General features: G+C 42.3%; 21 protein-coding genes. 12 read left to right on the top strand and 9 right to left on the bottom strand.

The window, feature by feature from the left end; genetic code table 11:
- Nucleotides 1–7: 7 nt before the first annotated feature.
- Genes B7717_RS01515 through B7717_RS01500 form a run of 4 tightly spaced genes read right to left on the bottom strand, consistent with a single transcriptional unit; the run spans nt 8 to nt 3154 of the window.
- Nucleotides 8–637 carry a bifunctional 4-hydroxy-2-oxoglutarate aldolase/2-dehydro-3-deoxy-phosphogluconate aldolase gene (locus B7717_RS01515; protein ID WP_084944047.1) on the bottom strand — a complete coding sequence of 210 codons (630 nt, stop codon included), beginning with the start codon at nt 635–637 and terminating at the stop codon, nt 8–10.
- A gap of 9 nt (nt 638–646) precedes the next feature.
- Nucleotides 647–1648 (bottom strand): sugar kinase, encoded by a 1002-nt coding sequence (locus B7717_RS01510; protein WP_000161467.1) that lies wholly within the window; start codon nt 1646–1648, stop codon nt 647–649.
- Nucleotides 1649–1678: 30 nt separating this feature from the next.
- Complete coding sequence (locus B7717_RS01505) at nt 1679–2320, bottom strand: RpiB/LacA/LacB family sugar-phosphate isomerase (protein WP_000684780.1); 642 nt, start codon at nt 2318–2320, stop codon at nt 1679–1681.
- An 18-nt stretch (nt 2321–2338) separates the two neighbouring features.
- Entirely contained in the window at nt 2339–3154 is an 816-nt protein-coding gene (locus B7717_RS01500) for a gluconate 5-dehydrogenase (RefSeq protein ID WP_084944046.1), read from the bottom strand.
- A 270-nt stretch (nt 3155–3424) separates the two neighbouring features.
- On the opposite strand from B7717_RS01500, the gene B7717_RS01495 reads away from it, so the two are divergent.
- Genes B7717_RS01495 through B7717_RS01460 form a run of 8 tightly spaced genes read left to right on the top strand, consistent with a single transcriptional unit; the run spans nt 3425 to nt 10445 of the window.
- The gene (locus tag B7717_RS01495; RefSeq protein WP_084944045.1) at nt 3425–3859 is read left to right on the top strand and encodes a PTS sugar transporter subunit IIA; all 435 of its coding nucleotides are present in this window, start codon (nt 3425–3427) and stop codon (nt 3857–3859) included.
- An 11-nt stretch (nt 3860–3870) separates the two neighbouring features.
- Nucleotides 3871–5067, top strand: a complete 1197-nt coding sequence (locus tag B7717_RS01490) for a glycoside hydrolase family 88 protein (protein ID WP_084944044.1) — start codon at nt 3871–3873, stop codon at nt 5065–5067.
- Between the two features lie 10 nt (nt 5068–5077).
- Nucleotides 5078–5569 carry a PTS sugar transporter subunit IIB gene (locus B7717_RS01485; protein ID WP_084944043.1) on the top strand — a complete coding sequence of 164 codons (492 nt, stop codon included), beginning with the start codon at nt 5078–5080 and terminating at the stop codon, nt 5567–5569.
- Between the two features lie 14 nt (nt 5570–5583).
- Nucleotides 5584–6363 (top strand): PTS mannose/fructose/sorbose/N-acetylgalactosamine transporter subunit IIC, encoded by a 780-nt coding sequence (locus B7717_RS01480; protein WP_000026610.1) that lies wholly within the window; start codon nt 5584–5586, stop codon nt 6361–6363.
- The gene (locus B7717_RS01475; RefSeq protein ID WP_000148024.1) at nt 6350–7168 is read left to right on the top strand and encodes a PTS system mannose/fructose/sorbose family transporter subunit IID; all 819 of its coding nucleotides are present in this window, start codon (nt 6350–6352) and stop codon (nt 7166–7168) included. The genes B7717_RS01480 and B7717_RS01475 overlap by 14 nt, the downstream gene beginning before the upstream one ends.
- Entirely contained in the window at nt 7168–7461 is a 294-nt protein-coding gene (locus tag B7717_RS01470; protein WP_084944042.1) for a preprotein translocase subunit YajC, read from the top strand. Before B7717_RS01475 ends, B7717_RS01470 begins: the two co-directional genes overlap by 1 nt.
- 21 nt (nt 7462–7482) lie before the next feature.
- Nucleotides 7483–9384, top strand: a complete 1902-nt coding sequence (locus B7717_RS01465) for an alginate lyase family protein (protein WP_084944041.1) — start codon at nt 7483–7485, stop codon at nt 9382–9384.
- Nucleotides 9385–9443: 59 nt separating this feature from the next.
- A complete protein-coding gene (locus B7717_RS01460) occupies nt 9444–10445 on the top strand; it encodes a LacI family DNA-binding transcriptional regulator (protein WP_162284737.1) in 1002 nt (333 codons plus the stop codon).
- Nucleotides 10446–10554: 109 nt separating this feature from the next.
- On the opposite strand, the gene B7717_RS01455 is transcribed toward B7717_RS01460, so the two are convergent.
- From B7717_RS01455 to B7717_RS01440, 4 genes are read right to left on the bottom strand one after another with little or no spacing between them, the layout of a single operon-like run.
- Complete coding sequence (locus B7717_RS01455; protein ID WP_084944039.1) at nt 10555–11094, bottom strand: DUF3278 domain-containing protein; 540 nt, start codon at nt 11092–11094, stop codon at nt 10555–10557.
- A gap of 12 nt (nt 11095–11106) precedes the next feature.
- Nucleotides 11107–11448: a hypothetical protein gene (locus B7717_RS09735; RefSeq protein WP_049477814.1), complete on the bottom strand. Its 342-nt coding sequence runs from the start codon at nt 11446–11448 to the stop codon at nt 11107–11109.
- A gap of 10 nt (nt 11449–11458) precedes the next feature.
- Nucleotides 11459–12001 carry a DUF3278 domain-containing protein gene (locus tag B7717_RS01445; RefSeq protein WP_084944038.1) on the bottom strand — a complete coding sequence of 181 codons (543 nt, stop codon included), beginning with the start codon at nt 11999–12001 and terminating at the stop codon, nt 11459–11461.
- A gap of 15 nt (nt 12002–12016) precedes the next feature.
- Nucleotides 12017–12211 (bottom strand): helix-turn-helix transcriptional regulator, encoded by a 195-nt coding sequence (locus B7717_RS01440; protein WP_001082470.1) that lies wholly within the window; start codon nt 12209–12211, stop codon nt 12017–12019.
- A gap of 162 nt (nt 12212–12373) precedes the next feature.
- Here B7717_RS01440 and rsmH point away from each other — a divergent pair, with 162 nt between their 5' ends.
- Genes rsmH through mraY form a run of 4 tightly spaced genes read left to right on the top strand, consistent with a single transcriptional unit; the run spans nt 12374 to nt 16893 of the window.
- Nucleotides 12374–13324 (top strand): 16S rRNA (cytosine(1402)-N(4))-methyltransferase RsmH, encoded by a 951-nt coding sequence (rsmH, locus tag B7717_RS01435; protein ID WP_049519854.1) that lies wholly within the window; start codon nt 12374–12376, stop codon nt 13322–13324.
- A 10-nt stretch (nt 13325–13334) separates the two neighbouring features.
- The gene (ftsL, locus tag B7717_RS01430) at nt 13335–13652 is read left to right on the top strand and encodes a cell division protein FtsL (RefSeq protein ID WP_049519852.1); all 318 of its coding nucleotides are present in this window, start codon (nt 13335–13337) and stop codon (nt 13650–13652) included.
- A gap of 3 nt (nt 13653–13655) precedes the next feature.
- Nucleotides 13656–15911 carry a penicillin-binding protein PBP2X gene (pbp2x, locus tag B7717_RS01425; RefSeq protein WP_084881298.1) on the top strand — a complete coding sequence of 752 codons (2256 nt, stop codon included), beginning with the start codon at nt 13656–13658 and terminating at the stop codon, nt 15909–15911.
- A 1-nt stretch (nt 15912) separates the two neighbouring features.
- Nucleotides 15913–16893, top strand: coding sequence for a phospho-N-acetylmuramoyl-pentapeptide-transferase (gene mraY, locus B7717_RS01420; protein WP_049478821.1), 981 nt, complete (start codon nt 15913–15915; stop codon nt 16891–16893).
- A gap of 69 nt (nt 16894–16962) precedes the next feature.
- On the opposite strand, the gene B7717_RS01415 is transcribed toward mraY, so the two are convergent.
- The gene (locus B7717_RS01415; RefSeq protein WP_084944037.1) at nt 16963–22146 is read right to left on the bottom strand and encodes an SIALI-17 repeat-containing surface protein; all 5184 of its coding nucleotides are present in this window, start codon (nt 22144–22146) and stop codon (nt 16963–16965) included.
- Between the last annotated feature and the right edge of the window lie 83 nt (nt 22147–22229).

Below are 22229 nucleotides of genomic sequence, written 5' to 3'. Positions count from 1 at the left end.
CTTCATTTTATCTGAGTGTAACATACTGTTTGGCAATCTCGCTGATGCGGTCAAAGTCGCCTTGGGAAGCGAGTTTATTGAGTTCGCCACCAATTCCAACGGCGTCTGCACCAGCAGCGAACCATTGAGGAATGTTATTTAGGCCGACTCCTCCGGTTACCATTACGGAAACTTGTGGGATTGGCGCCTTGACTGCAGAGATATATGATGGACTGAGAGCACTACCTGGGAAGAGTTTGATGATTTCACTACCGGCTTCAAGTGCAGTCGTTATCTCTGTGAGGGTAATACAGCCTGGAATGTACGGTGTGCTGTAAAGATTGCACATTTTTGCAGTTTCAGCATGGAAAGATGGAGAAACAACGTAATTTGCTCCGGCTAGAATGGCATCTCTAGCAGTTACGGCATCAAGCACAGTACCTGCACCGATACAAACACTCTGATCGTCCTGATACAAGTCTACAAGTTCCTTGATGATTTGCCCTGCATACTGATTGGTATAGGCAATTTCAATAGCTTTGATACCGCCCTTGATACAAGCAATCGAAGCTTGTAGTCCTTCTTCCTTTGTATTTCCTCGAATGACAGCGACAATTTTTTGTTTTTTTAGTTCAATAATCGTATCTGATTTGGTCATGTAATTCTCCTAACGAATGATATCTTGTGCATTTTCCAGTAATTTTTCAATACTAGCTGCGGGAGTGGAGAGATGGTCTCCTGGAAGAGTACATTTGAGAGTGGCACTGGCAACTGCAAAGTCAATGCTAGTTTTTAGGGAGGAATGATGGAGTAGTTGGTAAAGGGCACCAGAGATAAAGGCATCCCCGCTACCAACTCGTTGATAGACTGCAGTTTTTAGTTGGACAGACTCTTCAAATCGTTCTCCCAGAGCATAGGCTTGATAGACATTTTTGTCTTGCTCATCACTAGAGCGGAGGGTATGGAAAATGGCCTTGAAACCATAGGTTTTTTTTAAAAGTTGCATGCGATTTTCCACCTCTTTTAGGCTAGCTCTGTCTCTTGGGAACATCTCTAGATTTTGGTCATCAATCATGAGAGGATCAATACCAAAGCAATAATCAGCGAAACGAGCAAACTTAGAAAATTCATACTTGGCTTCTAGGACTGAAATCATCTTTGTTCTCAGATTGAGATCCATTGAAACGATAATCCCTCGGCGCTTGGCTTCTTCCAAGAGTAGGAGAAGGAGCGTACGAACCTCTTGACCGATAGCTACGGTGATTCCACTAAAATGAAAATGGCTAATCCCCTGAAAGAGAGAATCCATATCTAGCATGTTTGGCCGAATCTGACTGATGCTCGTATGCTTACGATCGTAGAAAACTTCACTTTGACGACAACCAAAGCCGTTCTCCAAATAGTAGAGGCCGATTCGATCGCCAAGCCGATAGATTGAACTGGTATCGATTTGGTGCTGTTTCAAGAATGTAATAAAACGATCTCCAATCTCGTTGGCAGGGAGTGCGGTAAAGACTTTCGTTGAGATACCCAGGGCTTGCAAATTACAAGCGATATTAATTTCTGATCCGCCAAAATAAGTCGAACTGGCAACATGATCGCCGATACTGGTGGCATCTAATGGTGAGATTCGAATTAATGGTTCGCCAAACAGTAAGATTTTCGTCATCCATTAGTTCCTTTCTGGTTTAGAATAGCTTTACTTGGCTAATACTTCTTTCAAATAAGCAGCGACTTCATCATCTTGGCAGTTTTCAAAGAAGTATTCTTGGAAGTATTTGCCAGAGATGGTGTCTTTGAGGAAGTCTTGGTCGATTGTTTTAAGGATGGTTATCAAATCATTGTGGGTGATTTGTTTCACCTCGTTTAAGATACGAGCGTTGCGTTGTTCAGGGATTACACGTTCTCTTGGGTAGCCACCGCCCATTTCTTCAGCAAATAAGCGTTCAAACATCAATTTGAGGGTCAGTTCTGCCCCCCAGCCAAATCCTTTGGCATAAGGGATAGACAAGGCGTTACCACCATTGATTTGAGAATAAAGGTAAGCGTCAGTTGGGTCCACTGCTAGACCACAGACAACACCAGGGAAGCTGTTCAAAGCAAGCATAGCCCCTACACCTGTACCACAGCCGGTAACAACAAAGTCGACTGCTTTTGTATTTAAAAGGATAGCAGCCATTAGTCCGTTTTGTACGTATGTTAATGGATTTTCACCTTCTTCTCCACGCATACCATAGTTAAATAATTGGTAGCCTTTTTTATCTGTTGCTTCTTTCAGACTATCGTAAATAATGTGATTCTTGCTAGCTTGACTATTTTCATTGATTAATGCGATTTTCATAAGATCTTCTTTCTATTGTTACTCAGGTTGTTTTCCGATGTAGGCTAAGATACCGCCATCTACATATAGGATGTGGCCATTGACAAAATTGCTGGCATCACTAGCGAGAAAGACAGCAGGGCCCATCAAATCTTCAGGATTCCCCCAACGTGCAGCAGGTGTTTTTGCAATGATGAACTGGTCAAATGGGTGGCGAGAACCATCTTCTTGTAACTCACGAAGAGGTACTGTTTGAGGAGTGGCAATATAACCCGGTCCAATTCCGTTACATTGGATATTGGCTCCACCGTATTCAGACGCAATGTTGCGGGTCAACATTTTCAAGCCCCCTTTAGCGGCAGCATAAGCGCTAACTGTTTCACGTCCCAGTTCGCTCATCATCGAACAAATATTGATAATCTTTCCATGCCCTTTCTTTATCATAGAAGGAATAACTGCCTTTGAAACGATAAATGGTGCGTTTAAGTCAATATCGATGACCTTACGGAAATCAGCGGCGCTCATTTCGCACATTGGAACTCGGCGGATAATACCAGCATTATTAACGAGGATGTCAATGACACCAACCTCTTGTTCGATTTGCTTGACCATGGCTTGGATACCGTTCTCGTCTGTCACGTCACAGACATACCCATAGGCTTCTATGCCAACTTCACGATAAGCTTCAATCCCTTTATTGACCAGGTCTTGATTGATATCGTTAAAGACGATAGTAGCACCCGCTTCTGCATAGGACTTGGCAATCGCAAATCCAATTCCATAAGAAGCGCCTGTAATGAGAGCAATTTTTCCTTTTAAAGAAAACTGCTCAATTGAGAATGATGTATTTGTCATTTGATACTTCCTTTCAAATTTGTTAAGACTTCTCTATAACCAAATTATATTCTAGTAAACCGGTTTTGTCAATAATTAAATGTTTATATTTCTTAAAATCTTTTTTTTCCTAAAAAACGGAAGATTTTGAAATTTCTGTCTATTATAATGGTTAAATAAACAATGAAAGCGCTAATATTTTTTTAAAAAAACTATTGACAAGATAAAAATAAAGGTTTACAATGGGAAATGTAAAGTAAACCGGTAAACTCAAACAAGGAAGGAGAAAAGATGAAAATTGTACTTGTAGGGCATGGACATTTTGCCACAGGGATTTATAGTTCTTTACAATTGATTGCAGGCGATCAAGAAAATGTGGAGGCGATTGACTTTGTGGAAGGAATGTCAGCAGATGAACTCAAGCAAAAAATCTTACTTGCAATTTCAAATGAAGAAAAAGTTTTAATCCTAAGTGATCTCTTGGGAGGGACACCATTTAAGGTTTCTTCTACTATAATGGTAGAAAATCCAACCAAAACAATGAATGTTCTCTCAGGTTTGAACTTGGCCATGTTAATGGAAGCAGTCTTTGCTAGAATGGCCCATGGATTTGATGAAGTTGCTGATAAAGCAGTGGCAGCGGCCCAAAGTGGAGTCGTAAATGGTAAAGAATTGTTTTCAACTGATGTAGAGGCAGAGGAAGAAGATTTCGAATCAGGTATTTAAAGGATTAAAGAATGATAAAAAAGATTACGATTGAAGAAATAAAATCGCCTGAGCGCTTCTTAGAAGTACCACTTCTGACGAAAGAAGAAGTCGGTCAGGCAATTGAAAAGGTTATTAGGCAGTTAGAACTCAACCTTGACTATTTCAAGGAAGATTTCCCCACACCAGCTACCTTTGATAATGTCTATCCAATTATGGATAACACAGAATGGACCAATGGTTTCTGGACGGGAGAACTGTGGTTGGCTTATGAATACAGTCAACAGGATGCATTTAAAAACATGGCACATAAAAATGTTCTTTCTTTTCTGGAGCGTGTCAATAAGAGAGTAGAGTTGGATCACCATGATCTCGGTTTCTTGTACACACCGTCTTGTATGGCTGAATATAAGATAAATGGAGATGGAGATGGAGAGGCTAGAGAAGCAGCCTTGAAAGCTGCAGATAAGTTGATTGAACGCTATCAAGAAAAAGGTGGCTTCATTCAGGCTTGGGGAGACTTGGGCAAAAAAGAACATTACCGTTTGATTATCGACTGCTTGCTCAATATTCAACTCTTGTTCTTTGCTTATCAAGAAACAGGCAATCAAAAATACTACGATATTGCAGAAAGTCATTTCTATGCTTCAGCTAATAATGTAATCCGTGATGACGCTTCGTCCTTCCACACCTTCTATTTTGATCCTGAGACAGGTCAACCCCTTAAAGGTGTAACGAGACAAGGGTATAGTGATGATTCATGCTGGGCACGTGGTCAATCATGGGGAGTCTATGGTATTCCTTTGACTTATCGTTATCTGAAAGACGAGTCCTGCTTTGACTTGTTTAAGGGTGTAACCAATTATTTCTTGAATCGTCTGCCAAAAGATCATGTTTCTTATTGGGATTTGATTTTTAATGATGGTAGTGATCAATCACGAGATTCTTCAGCAACAGCTATCGCCGTCTGTGGGATTCATGAAATGTTAAAACATCTCCCAGAGGTGGATGCTGACAAAGATATTTATAAACATGCTATGCATGCCATGCTTCGTTCCTTGATCGAACATTATGCAAATGATCAATTTACCCCTGGTGGGACAAGTCTCCTCCACGGTGTGTACTCATGGCATTCAGGTAAAGGAGTGGATGAAGGCAATATCTGGGGTGACTACTATTACCTAGAAGCGCTTATCCGTTTCTACAAAGACTGGAACCTATATTGGTAGGAGGAGAAATATGACAACGCCAAATATTATTATGACCCGTATCGATGAACGGTTGATTCACGGGCAAGGACAACTTTGGGTAAAATACTTAGGTTGTAATACGGTCATTGTCGCCAATGACGAAGTGAGCACGGACAAGATGCAACAAACTCTGATGAAAACAGTTGTGCCAGACTCAGTTGCTATGCGTTTCTTCCCTTTACAAAAGGTGATTGATATCATTCACAAGGCTAACCCTGCTCAAACAATTTTTATTGTTGTAAAGGATGTGAAGGACGCTTTAACCTTGGTAGAAGGTGGTGTCCCTATCAAAGAAATCAATATTGGGAACATTCACAATGCCTCTGGTAAAGAGCAAGTGACACGCTCCATCTTCCTGGGTGAAGAGGACAAGGTAGCTCTTAAGGAATTGAGTCAAACGCATCAAGTAACATTTAATACGAAAACAACTCCAACAGGAAATGATGGAGCTGTTGAAGTCAACATTCTGGACTATATTTAAAAGAGGAGATTGTTATGTCGATTAATGTATTTCAAGCGATTTTAATTGGATTATGGACAGCTTTCTGTTTTAGTGGAATGCTGTTAGGGATTTACACCAATAGATGTATTGTTCTGTCATTTGGTGTCGGAATTATTCTAGGTGATTTGCCTACTGCTCTTGCAATGGGAGCTATTGGTGAATTGGCTTATATGGGATTCGGTGTTGGTGCTGGAGGTACTGTTCCACCAAACCCAATCGGACCTGGTATCTTTGGTACCTTGATGGCTATCACTAGTGCTGGTAAAGTCAGTCCAGAAGCGGCTCTTGCTCTCTCTACTCCGATTGCTGTGGCGATTCAATTCTTACAAACTTTCGCCTACACTGTACGTGCTGGGGCGCCTGAAACGGCGATGAAGCACTTGAAAAACCATAATTTGAAGAAATTCAAGTTCACTCTAAATGCAACAATTTGGTTGTTTGCCTTTATTGGATTTACCTTGGGTTGCTTGGGTGCCCTTTCAATGGATACCTTGTTAAAACTCGTAGATTACATTCCGCCAGTATTGCTTACAGGTTTGACAGTTGCTGGTAAAATGCTCCCAGCTATCGGTTTTGCGATGATCTTGTCAGTGATGGCTAAGAAAGAGTTGATTCCGTTTGTCTTGTTGGGATATGTTTGTGCGGCTTATCTAAACATCCCAACAATTGGTATCGCAATTGTAGGTACTATCTTTGCTTTGATTGAATTTTATAACAAGCCAAAAACAGCGGATCATGTGGTAGAGGAGGAAGCACACGATGACTGGATCTAACAAATTAACAAAACGTGATTATCTTAAAACGTCTTTGCGGGCATTCTTTTTACAAAATGGATTTAACTATAGTAACTATCAAGGGTTGGGATATGCCAATGTAATGTATCCTGCTTTGAAAAAACACTATGGAGCGGATCAGGAAGGTTTCTACCAAGCCTTGGAAGAAAACTGTGAATTCTATAATACCAACCCACACTTCCTGCCTTTTATTACCAGCTTGCACCTTGTAATGTTGGAAAATGGTCGCCCAGCAAAAGAAACACGTAGCATCAAGATGGCCTTGATGGGACCATTGGCAGGTATTGGGGATTCTCTTTCACAATTTTGTTTAGCTCCATTGTTCTCAACCATCGCAGCTTCGTTTGCTCAAGAAGGCTTGGTTGTCGGTCCAATCTTGTTCTTCCTAGCGATGAATACGATTTTGACCGCTATTAAATTGTCAACTGGTCTGTATGGATACAAACTAGGAACAACTGTGATTGATAAACTGAGCGAACAGATGGCAACGATTTCTCGTATTGCCAATATTATCGGTGTAACTGTAATTGCTGGTTTGGCAGCGACTTCTGTGAAGATTATGGTGCCAATCACCTTTGCTGCAGGGGAAGTAAAAGCAGACGCTAAACAAAGTATCGTAAGCATTCAGGGAATGCTTGATAAGGTTGCTCCAGCTCTTCTACCAGCCCTCTTTACACTTTTAGTTTACTACTTGATCAAAGAAAAGAAATGGACAACATATAAACTCGTTATTTTAACAGTTATCATCGGAATTATCGGAAGCTGGCTTAAGATTCTAGCTTAATGAATACGACATTGTTTTATGGAATAGTGATTGTCTTGGCAGTTAGCCCCCTTTTACTGTCAAGCTTTCAATCTATTCGTCAGCAAAAGTTGCTTCGCAAACAGATGGAGCAACGACAAGAGTATCTTGCTTCTTTAAAACCTGATGATGAAGTGTTGTTGTTGTCTGGAATTCATGGAAAAATCATTTCTATCAAAGATGACTTGATCTCTTTGCAGATTGCAAAAGGAGTCGTCATCTATGTAGAAAAGGAAAGTGTAATGGGAAAGACAAAAGAACTGCTTTTTAAGTAGTTCTTTTTCTGGTAATAGATAATGAAAGAAGAAAGAAGACAATTTTTTGAAAGAGTCGATGGGGACCAATGTCGTGACTATATCTTGTCTCACTGTTCAAAAGACTATGAGAAGGTCAAGCGTTCCCTTGAACGCTTGATGGACAATCGTTTTATGTTTGATAGTCCTTGGGATATGGAACCTTGTTCAAAAATCTATCAAATCCAGCCGATGGTGTGGAATCAAGTATTTGAAGATGATCCAGAATGGGCTTATATGCTCAATCGACAAGAATATCTCTTGCAGTTTATGATAGGGTATCTGGTAGAAGGAGATAAGGGCTATATTCAAAAGTGCAAGTTCTTTCTATTTGATTGGATTGAGCAGGTGAGAGAGTTTTCTCCTCAATCTTTGATGACCAGAACCTTGGATACGGGCATTCGTTCCTTTACTTGGTTAAAACTACTCTTGCTCTTCTCGAAATTTGACTTGCTAGAAGAGGAAGAACTAGAGAAAATTTTGGTCAGTCTAGAAAAGCAGATTGACTTTATGAAAAGCCACTATCGCGCCAAGTACACCCTTAGTAACTGGGGAATTTTACAAACAATTCCTATGCTTGCTATCTATCATTTCTTTTCAGATAAGATGGATTTAGAAGATGTTTACCTTTTTGCTTCAGAGGAGTTGAAACAGCAAATTGAGACGCAGATTTTAGAGGATGGAAGCCAGTTTGAACAGTCGATTCTCTATCATGTAGAGGTTTATAAAGCCTTGCTGGACTTGTGTATATTGCTTCCAGACTTGCAAGATAGCTTTCAAGAGTTGCTGGAAAAGATGGCGACCTATATTCAAATGATGACAGGATTAGATGGACGGACCTTAGCTTTTGGTGATAGCGATTCTACAGAAACGACAGAGATTTTGAGCCTGTCTGCTGTGGTTTTGAACAAGGAAGATCTTCTTAACGGTCTGGATGTTAAAGTTGATTTGCTTAACCTCTTGTTCCTAGGGCGAGAAAAGGTCAAGCGACTGCAGGAATTTGAAAAGAGAGCTTGGCAGCCTAAGTCCATGATCTTTGAAGACTCTGGACATGTCTGCATTAAGGATGAACATCGTTATCTATTTTTCAAAAACGGTCCGCTGGGAAGTGCCCATAGCCATAGTGACGAGAATAGTTTTTGCTTACAGTATCAAGGCCAACCGATTTTCATAGATGCTGGGCGTTATTCTTATCGGGAGATAGATGAACGTTATCTCTTAAAGAGTGCTTGGAGTCATTCGACCTGTATGGTAGATGGGAAAGCTCCAGAAAGGATCACGGGATCCTGGGAATATGAATACTATCCTCACTCCCTGTTTTGTCACCACAAAGAAAGAGAGGGAGTGCATTATATTGAGGGGGCTTATTTGTCAGTAGATCCTGATTTGCCTTATCTTTACAGGAGAAAAATCCTCATGTTGGCAGAGGATGTCTGGCTCTTGGTAGATGATATCAGGTGTCAAGGTCAGCATGAGGCGTTGACCCAGTTTATTCTTGACAAGGATGTGACCTATCAAGATGGGAAAATCAATCGGTTGAGACTATGGAGTGAAGTTGATTTTGATTTAGAAGCTACCATTATTTCTCCTAAATACAATGAACTTGAAAAAAGTAGCAAACTCACCAAGCGCCAATTCTTTGAGAATCAGATGCTGGATTATACCATCATTGCGCATGAGAGTTTTGAAATCATCCTTCATTCTGTCTACCAGACAGATGGTCGTGAAGTGGAAAATGCTCTGGCTTTTGAAGTGAAAAATGACGAAACAGACAAGCTGATTTTGTTATTAAGCGAGGATATTTGTGTAGGTGAAAAATTATGCCTCGTTGACGGAACAAAAATGCGTGGGAAATGTCTAGTATATGATAAAATAAATGAGAGAATGATTCGCTTGCAGTGCTAGAAATAGGTATTTTGAATAGTGAATATGTTATAATAAGTATTGGTAGGAGGTGTTTTAGATTGGAGAAGAAACTGACCATAAAAGACATTGCAGAAATGGCTCAGACCTCGAAAACAACCGTGTCATTTTACCTAAACGGGAAATATGAAAAAATGTCCCGAGAGACACGTGAAAAGATTGAAAAAGTTATTCATGAAACAAATTACAAACCGAGCATTGTTGCGCGTAGCTTAAACTCCAAACGAACAAAATTAATTGGTGTTTTGATTGGTGATATTACCAACAGTTTCTCAAACCAAATTGTTAAGGGAATTGAGGATATCGCCAGCCAGAATGGCTACCAGGTAATGATAGGAAATAGTAATTACAGCCAAGAGAGTGAGGACCGGTATATTGAAAGCATGCTTCTCTTGGGAGTAGACGGCTTTATTATTCAGCCGACCTCTAATTTCCGAAAATATTCTCGTATCATCGATGAGAAAAAGAAGAAAATGGTCTTTTTTGATAGTCAGCTCTATGAACACCGGACTAGCTGGGTCAAAACCAATAACTATGATGCCGTTTATGACATGACCCAGTCCTGTATCGAAAAAGGTTATGAGCATTTTCTTTTGATTACAGCGGATACGAGTCGTTTGAGTACTCGGATTGAGCGGGCAAGTGGTTTTGTGGATGCTTTAACAGATGCTAATATGCGCCACGCCAGTCTAACCATTGAAGATAAGCATACGAATTTGGAACAAATTAAGGAATTTTTACAAAAAGAAATCAATCTCGATGAAAAAACTCTGGTATTTGTTCCTAACTGTTGGGCCCTACCTCTAGTCTTTACCGTTATCAAAGAGTTGAACTATAACTTGCCACAAGTTGGGTTGATTGGTTTTGACAATACGGAGTGGACTTGCTTTTCTTCTCCAAGTGTTTCGACGCTGGTTCAGCCCGCCTTTGAAGAAGGACAACAGGCTACAAAGATTTTGATTGACCAGATTGAAGGCCGCAATCAAGAAGAAAGGCAACAAGTCTTGGATTGTAGTGTGAGTTGGAAAGAGTCTACTTTCTAAGATGAAAGGGAAATGACTTGCGACCTCTGTTAAGAAATAAAAGAATCCCACCTAGAACGAACTAGGTGGGATTCTTTGCCTATAAATTAAAAAATTAGCGAATCTTGGTCTATTTTTTAACGTGTTCCGATAAAAAGGCATAGGTCATGGTTCCAAAGATGGCACCAATACCCAATCCTAACACTAGTAAAGGGAGCGTTTTATCGAACTGGGAGAGATTGTCCCAAAAGGTATCGAGTGGAAGATGCTGAACAAAGAGTTTGTGAAAGGCTGATAAGACAAACAAGCTAATTGGAATACTGATGAATACACCCCAACTATGAACTTTGATTTGGCTTTTGCTGTAGCTTTTATGATGGATTTCGGACGGGTCATCCTTGTCTAAATGTAAGTTGCGAACTGCTAGTCTCGCCCTAGATGCGAGGACGAAGATAAGTCCAAAATAGAGGTAGGGCATGGCATCTCGAACCAACTCTATGAAGCGTCCAAATAGGAGATAGAACAAGAAGAGTAGGAGGGAGGAGTAAACGATTTGGATCAAGGCACGGGCACAAGCCCTGTAGATTATCTCTTGACGACATTCATCAAAAGGTCCTTGTATGTGAAAGAATAATTTGAGTAAGCGAGTGGTGAAATCTTCTTTTTTCATGGGAGTAACCTCCTAAATGAGCGATTTTTGATTGACTTCTTTAAAGAGTTGATAGAGAGTATAGAAGTAAACCAAACTAAAAATGATACAGATTATTAGAAATACCAGGTATCTCCAATCCATAGGATTTGTTAAAAGTTGTGGAAAGGATACGAGGATAAAACAGAGAGATGCCTTTAGAAGACGTATTTTTTTTGATTGGATTTTCTGGAATCTCTGTCCCTTATTCAATACAGGAAGGAATAAAAGAAAGATAATCAAGAAAGGATGCTCAATATGTCCAGAAAGTAGGAAAAAGGTAACAAAGATACTGATAAAAACATGACTGATCAGTAGTTTAGCTAGTGATTTCATAAGGAACCTCCTAGTCGTCTTCTTGGTCTTTCTTGGCCTTTTGAATGCGAAGAGAGACGATAATTTGCATGGTCACTCCGAAGAAGAAGGTAGCTAGGATAGTTGATACAAAATGCCCTGTATTTAAAAGAGAACCAAGATAATCCTTGCTATCATCGGTTAGGACATTCAGAAGCGGTATTCCAAAGAACATGCCCATGCCATAGATTAGACCGGCTTTTAGACCAGGAAAATGCAGTTGTTTATTTTCTTTCTTGCTTAACATTTCGGGGTCAATAGCTGTGATGCCTGTTTTCCTGGTTTGGGAGAGCACATAGAGAGCAGAAATCATCGAAATGCCGAATACCACAAGAGGATAGCCGATAGCGACAATTTGCGGATATTTATAAGCAAGGACAAAGGGGATGAGGTTGCCAAATGTCATCAGATAAAAGAGAACGATAAAGACCTGATTCCCGATACGATCAGCCTCGCGCCGTTTGTGTTCGTCAAGGGGGCCAGAAATACCGTATATGCGTTTGATGAGTTTTTCAGTGAGAGTTTCTTTTTTCATTTGTTTGCTCCTTTTTTAAAAATCGTCTTCCCAAAAGAGGCTATTGAGGTCAGTTTGGAGGCTGCGGGCGAGGTTGAGACAGAGTTCTAGGGTTGGATTGTACTTGTCATTTTCAATCATGTTGATGGTCTGTCTCGAGACACCGATATCTTTGGCGAGCTCGAGCTGAGAAATGCCCAGTTCCTTGCGGAATTCTTTAACACGATTCATAGGGTCTCCTTTCTGATATGTCGTATATATTTGACTATATTATATTCTTTTGGGGATGGGATGTCAAGTATATATGACATATTTTTGAGAATTTTTTTCGAAGAAACTTAGCCTTGTCTGACAAGTGCAAGCTGGTCAGATTTGTGGTAAAATAGATAAGATATGACAAAAGAATTTCATCATGTAACGGTCTTGCTTCATGAAACGGTTGATATGCTTGACGTAAAACCTGACGGTATCTACGTTGATGCGACTTTGGGTGGAGCAGGCCATAGCGAATATTTATTAAGTAAATTGAGCGAAAAAGGGCATCTCTATGCCTTTGACCAGGACCAGAATGCCATTGACAACGCGCATAAACGGTTGGCACCCTATATCGAAAAAGGGATGGTAACCTTTATCAAGGATAACTTCCGTCATTTGCAGGCACGTTTGCAGGAGGCTGGTGTCCAGGAAATTGATGGAATTTGTTATGACTTAGGGGTGTCCAGTCCTCAGCTGGATCAGCGTGAACGTGGTTTTTCTTATAAAAAGGATGCGCCACTGGATATGCGGATGAATCAGGAAGCTAGTCTGACGGCCTATGAGGTGGTCAATCATTATGACTATCATGACTTGGTTCGGATCTTTTTCAAGTATGGTGAGGATAAGTTTTCTAAACAGATAGCTCGTAAGATTGAGCAAGCGCGTGAGGTGAAACCCATTGAGACAACGACGGAGTTGGCAGAGATTATCAAGTCGGCCAAGCCTGCCAAGGAGCTCAAGAAAAAGGGACACCCTGCCAAGCAGATTTTTCAGGCTATCCGAATCGAAGTCAATGATGAGCTGGGCGCTGCAGATGAATCTATCCAGCAGGCCATGGACATGCTGGCTCTGGATGGTAGAATCTCGATCATTACCTTCCATTCGCTGGAAGACCGCTTGACCAAGCAATTATTCAAGGAAGCTTCAACAGTGGAAGTTCCCAAAGGCTTGCCCTTCATTCCAGATGACCTTAAGCCCAAGATGGAATTGGTATCCCGTAAGCCAATCTTGCCAAGTGCTGAAGAGCTAGAAGCCAACAATCGTTCGCATTCAGCCAAGTTGCGCGTGGCTAGAAAAATTCACAAGTAAGAGGAAAAACATGGCAGAAAGAATCGAAAAAACAAGCCAGTTATTGCAAACGAAGTTCAAAGGTTTTTCACGTGTGGAAAAGGCCTTCTATGTTTCGATTGCTGCAACAATGATTATCCTGGCAATTAGCGTTGTGTTTATGCAGACCAAGCTATTACAAGTTCAGAATGAATTGACCAAGGTCAATGCTCAAATCGAAGAAAAGAAAACCGAGCTAGATGATGCCAAGCAAGAGGTCAATGAATTGATTCGTTCAGAACGTTTGAAAGAGATTGCAGACTCTAAAGATTTGCAGCTGAATAACGAAAATATCCGAGCAGCGGAGTAAGAAATGAAACAGTGGAAAGAAAAAATCATCCGTTATGCCGTTCGTAACCGTAAATCTCCAGAAGAAAATCGCCGAAGAGTAGGGAAAAGCCTGAGTTTATTGGCTGTCATACTCTTCGCTGTCTTTTTGGTCAACTTTGCGGTCATCATCGGAACGGGTAAAAAATTTGGTAAGGACTTGGTTCAAGAAGCCAACAAGGTTCACCAAACAACCAAGACGATTCCTGCAAAACGGGGAACCATCTACGATCGTAATGGAACGCCTATTGCAGAGGATGCGACTTCGTATAATATCTATGCCGTTATTGATAAGACCTACAAGTCAGCAACAGGCAAAATTCTCTATGTAGAGGATTCTCAATTTAATAAGGTAGCTGAAATTTTCCATAAGTATCTGGATATGGAGGAGTCCTATGTCAAAGAACAGCTTTCTCAGCCAGATCTAAAACAGGTATCTTTTGGTACCAAGGGAAATGGGATCACCTATGCCAATATGATGGCTATTAAAAATGACCTTAAAACAGCTGGCGTGGAGGGAGTTGACTTCACAACTAGCCCTAACCGTAGTTATCCCAATGGACAGTTTGCTTCTTCCTTTATCGGTTTAGCGCAACTCCATGAAAATGAGGATGGCACCAAAAGGTTGATTGGGACATCTGGGTTGGAGAGTTCTTTAAATAGCATTCTGGCGGGTACAGATGGGATTATCACCTATGAGAAGGATCGTCTGGGAAATATTGTTCCGGGTACGGAGCAGGCTTCCCAACACATGGTAGACGGAAAAGATGTCTACACAACCCTTTCTAGTCCCTTGCAATCCTTTATGGAAACCCAGATGGATGCCTTCCAGGAAAAAGTAAAAGGCAAGTATATGACGGCTACCTTGGTTAGCGCTAAAACAGGGGAAATCCTGGCTACGACCCAACGGCCGACCTTTAATGCAGATACCAAGGATGGCATCACAAAAGACTTTGTCTGGCGTGATATCCTCTATCAAAGTAACTACGAGCCAGGGTCAACCATGAAGGTGATGATGTTGGCTTCGGCTATTGACAACAATACCTTCCCTGGTGGCGAGTACTTTAACAGTAGTGAATTGAAAATAGCAGATGCGACCATTCGAGACTGGGACGTCAATGAAGGATTGACTAGTGGTGGCACCATGACCTTCTCTCAAGGATTTGCTCACTCAAGTAATATCGGAATGACCTTGCTTGAGCAAAAGATGGGGGATGCAACCTGGCTGGACTACCTCAACCGTTTTAAGTTTGGGGTACCGACCCGTTTTGGTCTGGCAGATGAGTACACAGGTCAATTGCCTGCTGACAACATTGTCAATATCGCCATGAGTTCATTTGGACAAGGGATTTCTGTTACCCAGACCCAGATGCTTCGTGCTTTTACAGCTATTGCCAACGATGGGGTTATGTTGGAGCCGAAATTTATCAGTGCCCTCTATGATCCAAATGACCAGTCTGTTCGTAAGTCTCAAAAGGAAATTGTCGGAAATCCTGTGTCAAAAACAGCAGCGTCCTCTACTCGGGAGCACATGGTCATGGTCGGAACAGATCCTGTCTACGGTACCATGTACAACCACAGTACAGGAAAACCAAATGTCAATGTTCCAGGTCAGAATGTAGCCCTCAAGTCTGGTACAGCCGAAATCGCTGACGAGAAAAATGGAGGCTACTTGGTTGGTTCTACCAACAACATTTTCTCAGTTGTGGCTATGAACCCTGCCGAAAATCCTGATTTTATCTTGTATGTAACGGTTCAACAGCCTGAACATTATTCAGGTATCCAATTGGGAGAATTTGCCAACCCAATCTTGGAGCGGGCTTCAGCTATGAAAGAATCCCTCAATCTTCAGTCAACTGCCAAGAACTTGGATCAGGTCAGCAAGACGACAAGCTATGCTATGCCGGCTACCAAAGACTTTACTCCGGGTGACCTAGCAGAAGAATTGCGCCGAAACCTGGTCCAACCAATTGTTATCGGAACAGGAACCAAGATCAAGGAACTCTCGGTTTCTGAAGGAGATAATTTGGAAGCCAATCAGCAGATCTTGATCCTGTCAGATAAGGTCGAAGAAATGCCTGATATGTACGGCTGGACAGATGAAAATGTGCAAACATTTGCTAAATGGCTGAATATAGAAGTCGAGTGGGAAGGTAGTGGCAAAACGGTCAAGAAACAAAGTGTCCGTGCCAATACAGCCCTCAAAGACATTAAAAAAATGAAAGTAACTTTAGGAGATTAAGATGATTAGTTCCATTAATGCTGGAGTTCTAGCCTTTCTATTGACCTTGATTGGCATTCCAGCCTTTATCCGATTTTATCGAAAAGCACAGATTACAGGTCAGCAGATGCACGAGGACGTCAAGCAACACCAAGCTAAAGCTGGGACTCCAACCATGGGAGGTCTTGTCTTCCTGATCGTTGCAGTAGTTGTGAGTTTTCTGATTGCTCTCTTTACCCAACAATTGACCAACAATGTCGGCATGATTTTGTTTATCTTGGTTTTGTATGGTTTGGTAGGTTTTTTGGATGATTTCCTCAAAATTTTCCGTAAGATCAACGAAGGATTGAATCCCAAGCAAAAACTTGCTCTCCAGCTCCTTGGGGGAGTGATCTTCTACCTCTTTTATGAGCGTGGTGGCGACATGCTTTCAGTCTTTGGCTACCAAGTACATCTAGGTATTTTCTATATCTTCTTTGCCCTTTTCTGGCTAGTTGGTTTTTCAAATGCGGTGAATCTGACAGACGGGATCGACGGCTTAGCAAGTATTTCCGTGGTGATTAGCTTATCGGCCTACGGTGTGATTGCTTATATGCAAAATCAACTGGATATCCTTCTTGTGATTCTTGCTATGATTGGTGGTTTGCTAGGTTTCTTCGTCTTTAACCACAAACCTGCCAAGGTTTTCATGGGAGATGTGGGAAGTTTGGCTCTAGGTGGGATGCTGGCAGCAATCTCTATGGCCCTCCACCAAGAATGGACGCTTTTGCTGATTGGGATTATCTATGTTTTTGAGACAAGCTCTGTTATGATGCAGGTTACCTACTTCAAACTTAGTGGTGGAAAGCGTATTTTCCGTATGACACCTGTACATCATCATTTTGAGCTTGGAGGATTCTCAGGTAAGGGCAATCCTTGGAGCGAGTGGAAGGTTGACTTCTTCTTTTGGGGAGTTGGGCTTCTAGCAAGTCTCTTGACCTTAGCCTTTTTATACCTACTGTAAAAATAATTTCTGATTACAAAATAAAACAGGATGAAGGTGATCTTCATCCTGTTTTTGTGTGGTTAAAGGTTAGTTGGAGTCATCCTTTCTCCCTTTTAACATAAAAGTGGCTGTTAGGGCTAGGCTAAGGCCTGCTAAGAAGAGGAGTGGGTTAGATGCTTCTCCTGTCGCTGGAAGTTCTTCTTTAGGAGAATGATTTCCAGCTTTAGCAAGACTCGGACTAGCTGAAAGTTGTTCAGTCTCGTGTGCCAAGGTTTCTGCATCTGAAGCACTTGGCTTTTCATCTGTACTAAGGGTTGTTCCAGCAGCTTGATAGACGACAGCATAGGTACTGAAATGACTAGTGATGAATTCTGCCTTTCCTTCTCGAACATCGAAATCAAGGGCTTGCAACTCCTTGGTCGGAGTAATGTAGTAGATATTTTCTACGCTAGCTGAAATAGGCAAGCGAACCAAGACAGAGCCTTTTGGCTGTACGCTATGATCGGTTGGATTTTTAAGCTGTAGGTCGTAAGCATCATAGGTCTTACCAAAGAGTTCCTGAGCTAGGACACGTCGGCTAGAGATGTGAGAAATTCCTTCTAAGTCAGTAGCTCCACCGATGATTTCTATTCCAGTTTCCTTATCTTTTAAGACTCGAACTGGATAGTCAGGAAGGCTAAGGCTTGGAGCAGCCTGATCCCCACTAGTTCCGATAGGGTCAGTGTACTCAGGTTTTTCAACAGTAGGAGCTTCCTCTTGTCCTGCCGTTCCGATAGGCTCGGTGTACTCAGGTTTTTCAACAGTAGGCGCATCTTCTTGCCCTGCTGTTCCGATAGGTTTAGTGTATTCAGGTTTTTCAACAGTAGGAGCTTCCTCTTGACCTGCTGCTCCGATTGGTTCAGTGTATTCAGGCTTTTCTAAATTAGGAGACTCTTCTTGTCCGGCCGTTCCGATAGGTTCAGTGTACTCAGGAATTTCTACAGTAGGCGGCACTTCTTGCCCTGCAGTCCCGATAGGCTCAGTGTACTCAGGTTTCTCGACAGTAGGAGCTGGTTCGTCCCCCTTTCTTGTAGTTGGCTGACTCTCGTCAACCTTTTTCTCATCCTTTTTAGTAAAGACGGCTACGATAGGGCTGCTTGTGGTATTTCCTTGAATGGTATAAGCTTCAATGGCATTTCCAGCTTTGCGATCGGTTTCTTCAGGGATTGGGATTTGAACTTGATTGTCTTGGATTGATAGGATAGTCTGATCTCCACTTGTAACTAGATGTGTTTCATCCACCTTACGCAAAACTAGAGGATTTTTGACACCTGGGAAGGTCACTGCGATGGCTTCCCAATCTCCAGCTGGTAGGCTTAAGGAAATGGTTTTGTCATTTTCCTTAAGAGGCGCAATGCTCGGGCTATCTATACCAACAGCAGGGGCTTTGATGATATCAAAGGAGTCTAGAGAGATTTTCTTGCGACCTTCTGGCGAATCTGGGTCAACTTGTAGTGTCAGGGTGTGCGGACCGTCAGTAAGGTTTGTAAATTCGCCAATAAAAGCTCTCTTTTCAGTTGCACCTGAAGTGTAGAAGTCTAGACTTGGCATTTCTTTGCCATCTAGTGTAACACGTGCTCGTCCAAGGGCAAGGCTCTTCAAACCATAAATACGAATGCCCGTCCCTGTAAAGGAAATAGTTGCCTGAGCTTCTGAAGCTGCACTAGAGTCGCTGTTGTTGATGTCAGCGTATTTTTCCGTACCACCGTAGAGTTCAGGATCAGACCAGTCCTTAAACTGGGAACCATACTGGATGCGCGAATCACGATCATCCATTTTTTCAATCGTGTTGCCTGCTCCTGCTAGGATCTTGAAGTAGTCTAATGAAATTTTCGAACGCTCACTACCACGTCCTTTGTGCTCACGTTTAACACGAAGAGTCAATGTGTGAGGTCTGTCAGATAATCCTGCGAAGCGACCGATGAGACTACCTTTTTCAGTTGCCCCAGCAGTATGGAAATCAAGTTCGCCGACCTCTTTGCCATCAATTTTAGCAGTGGCAAGACCTAGTTCAGACGATTTCAGTCCATAGATTTCGATACCAACACCAGTGAAAGGAATGGTGGCAGTGAGGTCTTCGTCTGTGTAGTCTCCTTTTGAAAGGTCAGCAAATTTCTCTGTTCCTCCAAATAATTCTGCGTCTGCCCAATTTCCAAAGGCAGCTCCGTACTGGATACGGCTATCTCGGTCGTCCATCAACTCGCTATAGGTTTCGACAGTGGCCTGTTCAGAAACTTGTGTGGCAAGCTCGCCCAGCATAGCCTTGACAGTATAGGTATAGGAATGTTGAGGATTGAGTGATCGGTCGATAAAGTGGGTTTGATTGGTTACAAATTCTCTGGTCGCAGAAGTTTGGCCAGTTTCGTCTTTCACTTGTCTTTGGATGACATAGTGGGTAGCGCCTTCTACTTGGTTAAAGGTAAGTTCGGCAGTGACTCCATTTTGTCGAACTGCTGTCAGACTGGTTACACGACCAGGGAAGTGTTCAAAGGTAATGACGTCACCTTTTTGTGTTGCAAGCTGGATACGATTATCTTTAAGGATCGTTGCCTTGACTGGTTTGCCATTGACCTTGATTTGGCTGGCTTCGATATTTGGATAATCTACAACCAGGTCTCCACCGACATTTGAAAGGAAGGACAAGCTTTGCAAGTTCTTATCTTTCCACTTCATGCTGACTTCAAAGTTTCCTCGAGCAACCAAGCCAGAAACCTGACCGTCTTTCCAAGCATCTGGAAGGGCTGGCAATGGCGCAATATAGCCAGTATGAGATTGGAGGAGCATTTCTGCCATCCCACTAGTTGCTCCAAAGTTTCCGTCGATTTGGAAAGGCGCGTGCGTATCCCAAAGATTTTCTAGGGTTGAATACTTAAGCTGTTCAGCGAGTAAGCGATGGGCACGGTTGCCGTCCAGCAGACGAGCCCAGAGATTGATTTTATTGGCCTTAGACCAACCTGTACCACCATCTCCACGGTGGTTCAAGGTAGCACGCGCAGCCTCTAGGTATTCAGCCTGGTCCTTGCTAAAGAGCGTACCTGGGAAGAGACCAACTAGATGGGAAACGTGACGGTGGTGATTTTCAATCCCTTCATTTGTGAATTGGGGATTGTCCTCCTCGTACCATTCCTTGATGCGTCCCTCTTTGTTGATGTGAAGCGGTTTTAGTTTGTCAAATTTAGCCTTGACCTCTGTGACTAAGTCTTGGTCGACATTCAGATGGTTGGCGACTTCCATGTAGTCGTGGAATAGCTGCCAGACTAGCGATTGGTCAAAGGTATTTCCGATGGTAATGGTCCCGTGTTCAGGTGAGTAGGATGGAGAAGACACCCAACGGTCACTGGCCTGGTCATAGTGCAAGAAGGAATTCCAGAACTTAGCTGTTTCCTTCAACATAGGATAAATCTTTTCTTTGAGATAAGTCTCATCCTTGGTAAATTTATAATAGTCATAGACATTCTGCATCATCCAAGCGTTAGCAGCTGGAGACCAACCCCAATAGTAATTCCAGCCTGGAGTAGTCCAGCCAAATGGTGTCGCCTGGGTGTGGACCAGCCAACCATTTTCTTGTCCGTCTTTGGATTCGATACCAGCGTATTCCTTAGCAGCGATACGGCCATAGTAACGCATATCGTCAATGTAATTGATCATTGGCTTGGCTGTTTCAGCAAGGTTGCTCATGTAGGCGGGCCAATAGTTCATTTGCAAATTGACATTGAGGTGGTAGTCAGCGTTCCAAGGTGGATTGTCTACAGCATTCCAGACTCCTTGTAGGTTTGCAGGAAGGGCATCTGTCCGATCACGAGACGAACTGATGAGTAGATATCGGCCGTATTGGAAGAAGAGTTCTTCCAGTTTTTGTCCTTTTTCTGGGTTATAGCCTTGAAGGGCCTCTTTTGTCGTTTGAGCAGTCTTGGTTCCGCCTAGATTTAGTTTAACGCGGTTAAAGAGACTTTGATAGTCCTTGATATGGGCCTTTTTAAGTGTCTCGTAGTCTTTGGACTTAGCTGCTTCGACAATCCCTTTAACTGTTTTTTCGAGGTCAATGTCTTTTCGATAGTTGGTTTTTGGATTCTGAGCAAAGTTAGTCTTGGCACTGAGATAGAGGGTTGCATAACTTGCGCCTGTAACGGTCAGAGTTTCGTCCTGAACAGTCACCTTTCCGTCCGTTTTAATTCCTAGATAGGATGCAAATTGGAGGCCGTTATCTTTGACAGTTCCCTTTAGAAGGATTCCGTTTGCATCTGTAGTGACATGACCATTCTTATAGTTGGAATATTCCCAAGAGTAGTTGCCATTAGCAAGCAAGTCTTCTGTCAAGCTGTTCCAAAGGGTAAAGTCAAGTGTCTTGTTTCCTTTTTTGGTCAAGTGGGTTACAGTGACATCATCAGGATAACTGGAGAAGGTTTCGCGTTTGAAGGTCGTCCCATCTTGGGTGTAAGAAGTGGTCGTAGTGGCTTCGGTGATGTCTAGATTACGATGATAATCAGTTACAGTATCTAGTCCTTTCTTCTGGTTATTAAAGACCATGAAGATATCTCCAAAGGCTAGGTAACGTCCATACTGGGCGTTGTTTGGTCCAACTAGATTTTGTTCAGCTAGCTGTTTTGCTTTTTGGCGGTCACCAGCTTCGAGGGCTTTACGTATCTCTGCTAAGACCTTGTAGCGATCCTTGTAGTTTCCTCCGTTATAGTCGGTGCTATCAGGTTGTGGTCCTCCTGACCAGAGGGTCTTTTCGTTGTACTGGATTCTCTCCTCACCGATGAGACCGAAAACCTTGGCTCCCATCTCTCCATTTCCGACAGGAAGGGCTTGTTTTTCCCATCCATCATAGGAGGGAGCTGTTGGTTGATCGTAGTTGAGTTGATAGTTTTCTTGCTTTGTCACAGGCTGATCTGCTTTTTCAGGTTCCTTATTTTCTTTAGCTTCTACAATGGCTTCTTCACTAGCTTGACTATTTGTCGTCTGAGTCTCGTTAGCTGGCTTGCTTTCGGAAACTACTGGGCTCTCGGCTAGAGACGGTTTTGTAGTTTCAGTAGCTTCAGCAGCTTGGGGTTCACTATCAGGCTTAGTGATAGCTTCGACAGAGGTTGGTTCAGTTTGCTTGACTTCAACACTGTCTGCAGCTACAGTATGGTTGACTAGAAAAACAGCCCCCAGTAAAACAGAAGCAGTCCCAACCGTCAGCTTGCGGATGCTATAGCGACAGGATTTCTCCCAAAAGTGTTTTTTCATAAAACCCTCCTTTGTGTATTCGAAACCGCTTACATTTTATAAAGCAGTTTCGTTTAATTTGTTTCTATTTATCTCCTCACCTC

The organism is Streptococcus oralis subsp. oralis (assembly GCF_002096495.1).
In the GTDB taxonomy this organism is placed as follows: domain Bacteria; phylum Bacillota; class Bacilli; order Lactobacillales; family Streptococcaceae; genus Streptococcus; species Streptococcus oralis_CU.
Note: the sequence above shows the minus strand (reverse complement) of the source record. Positions and strands in the feature narration are given on the sequence as shown.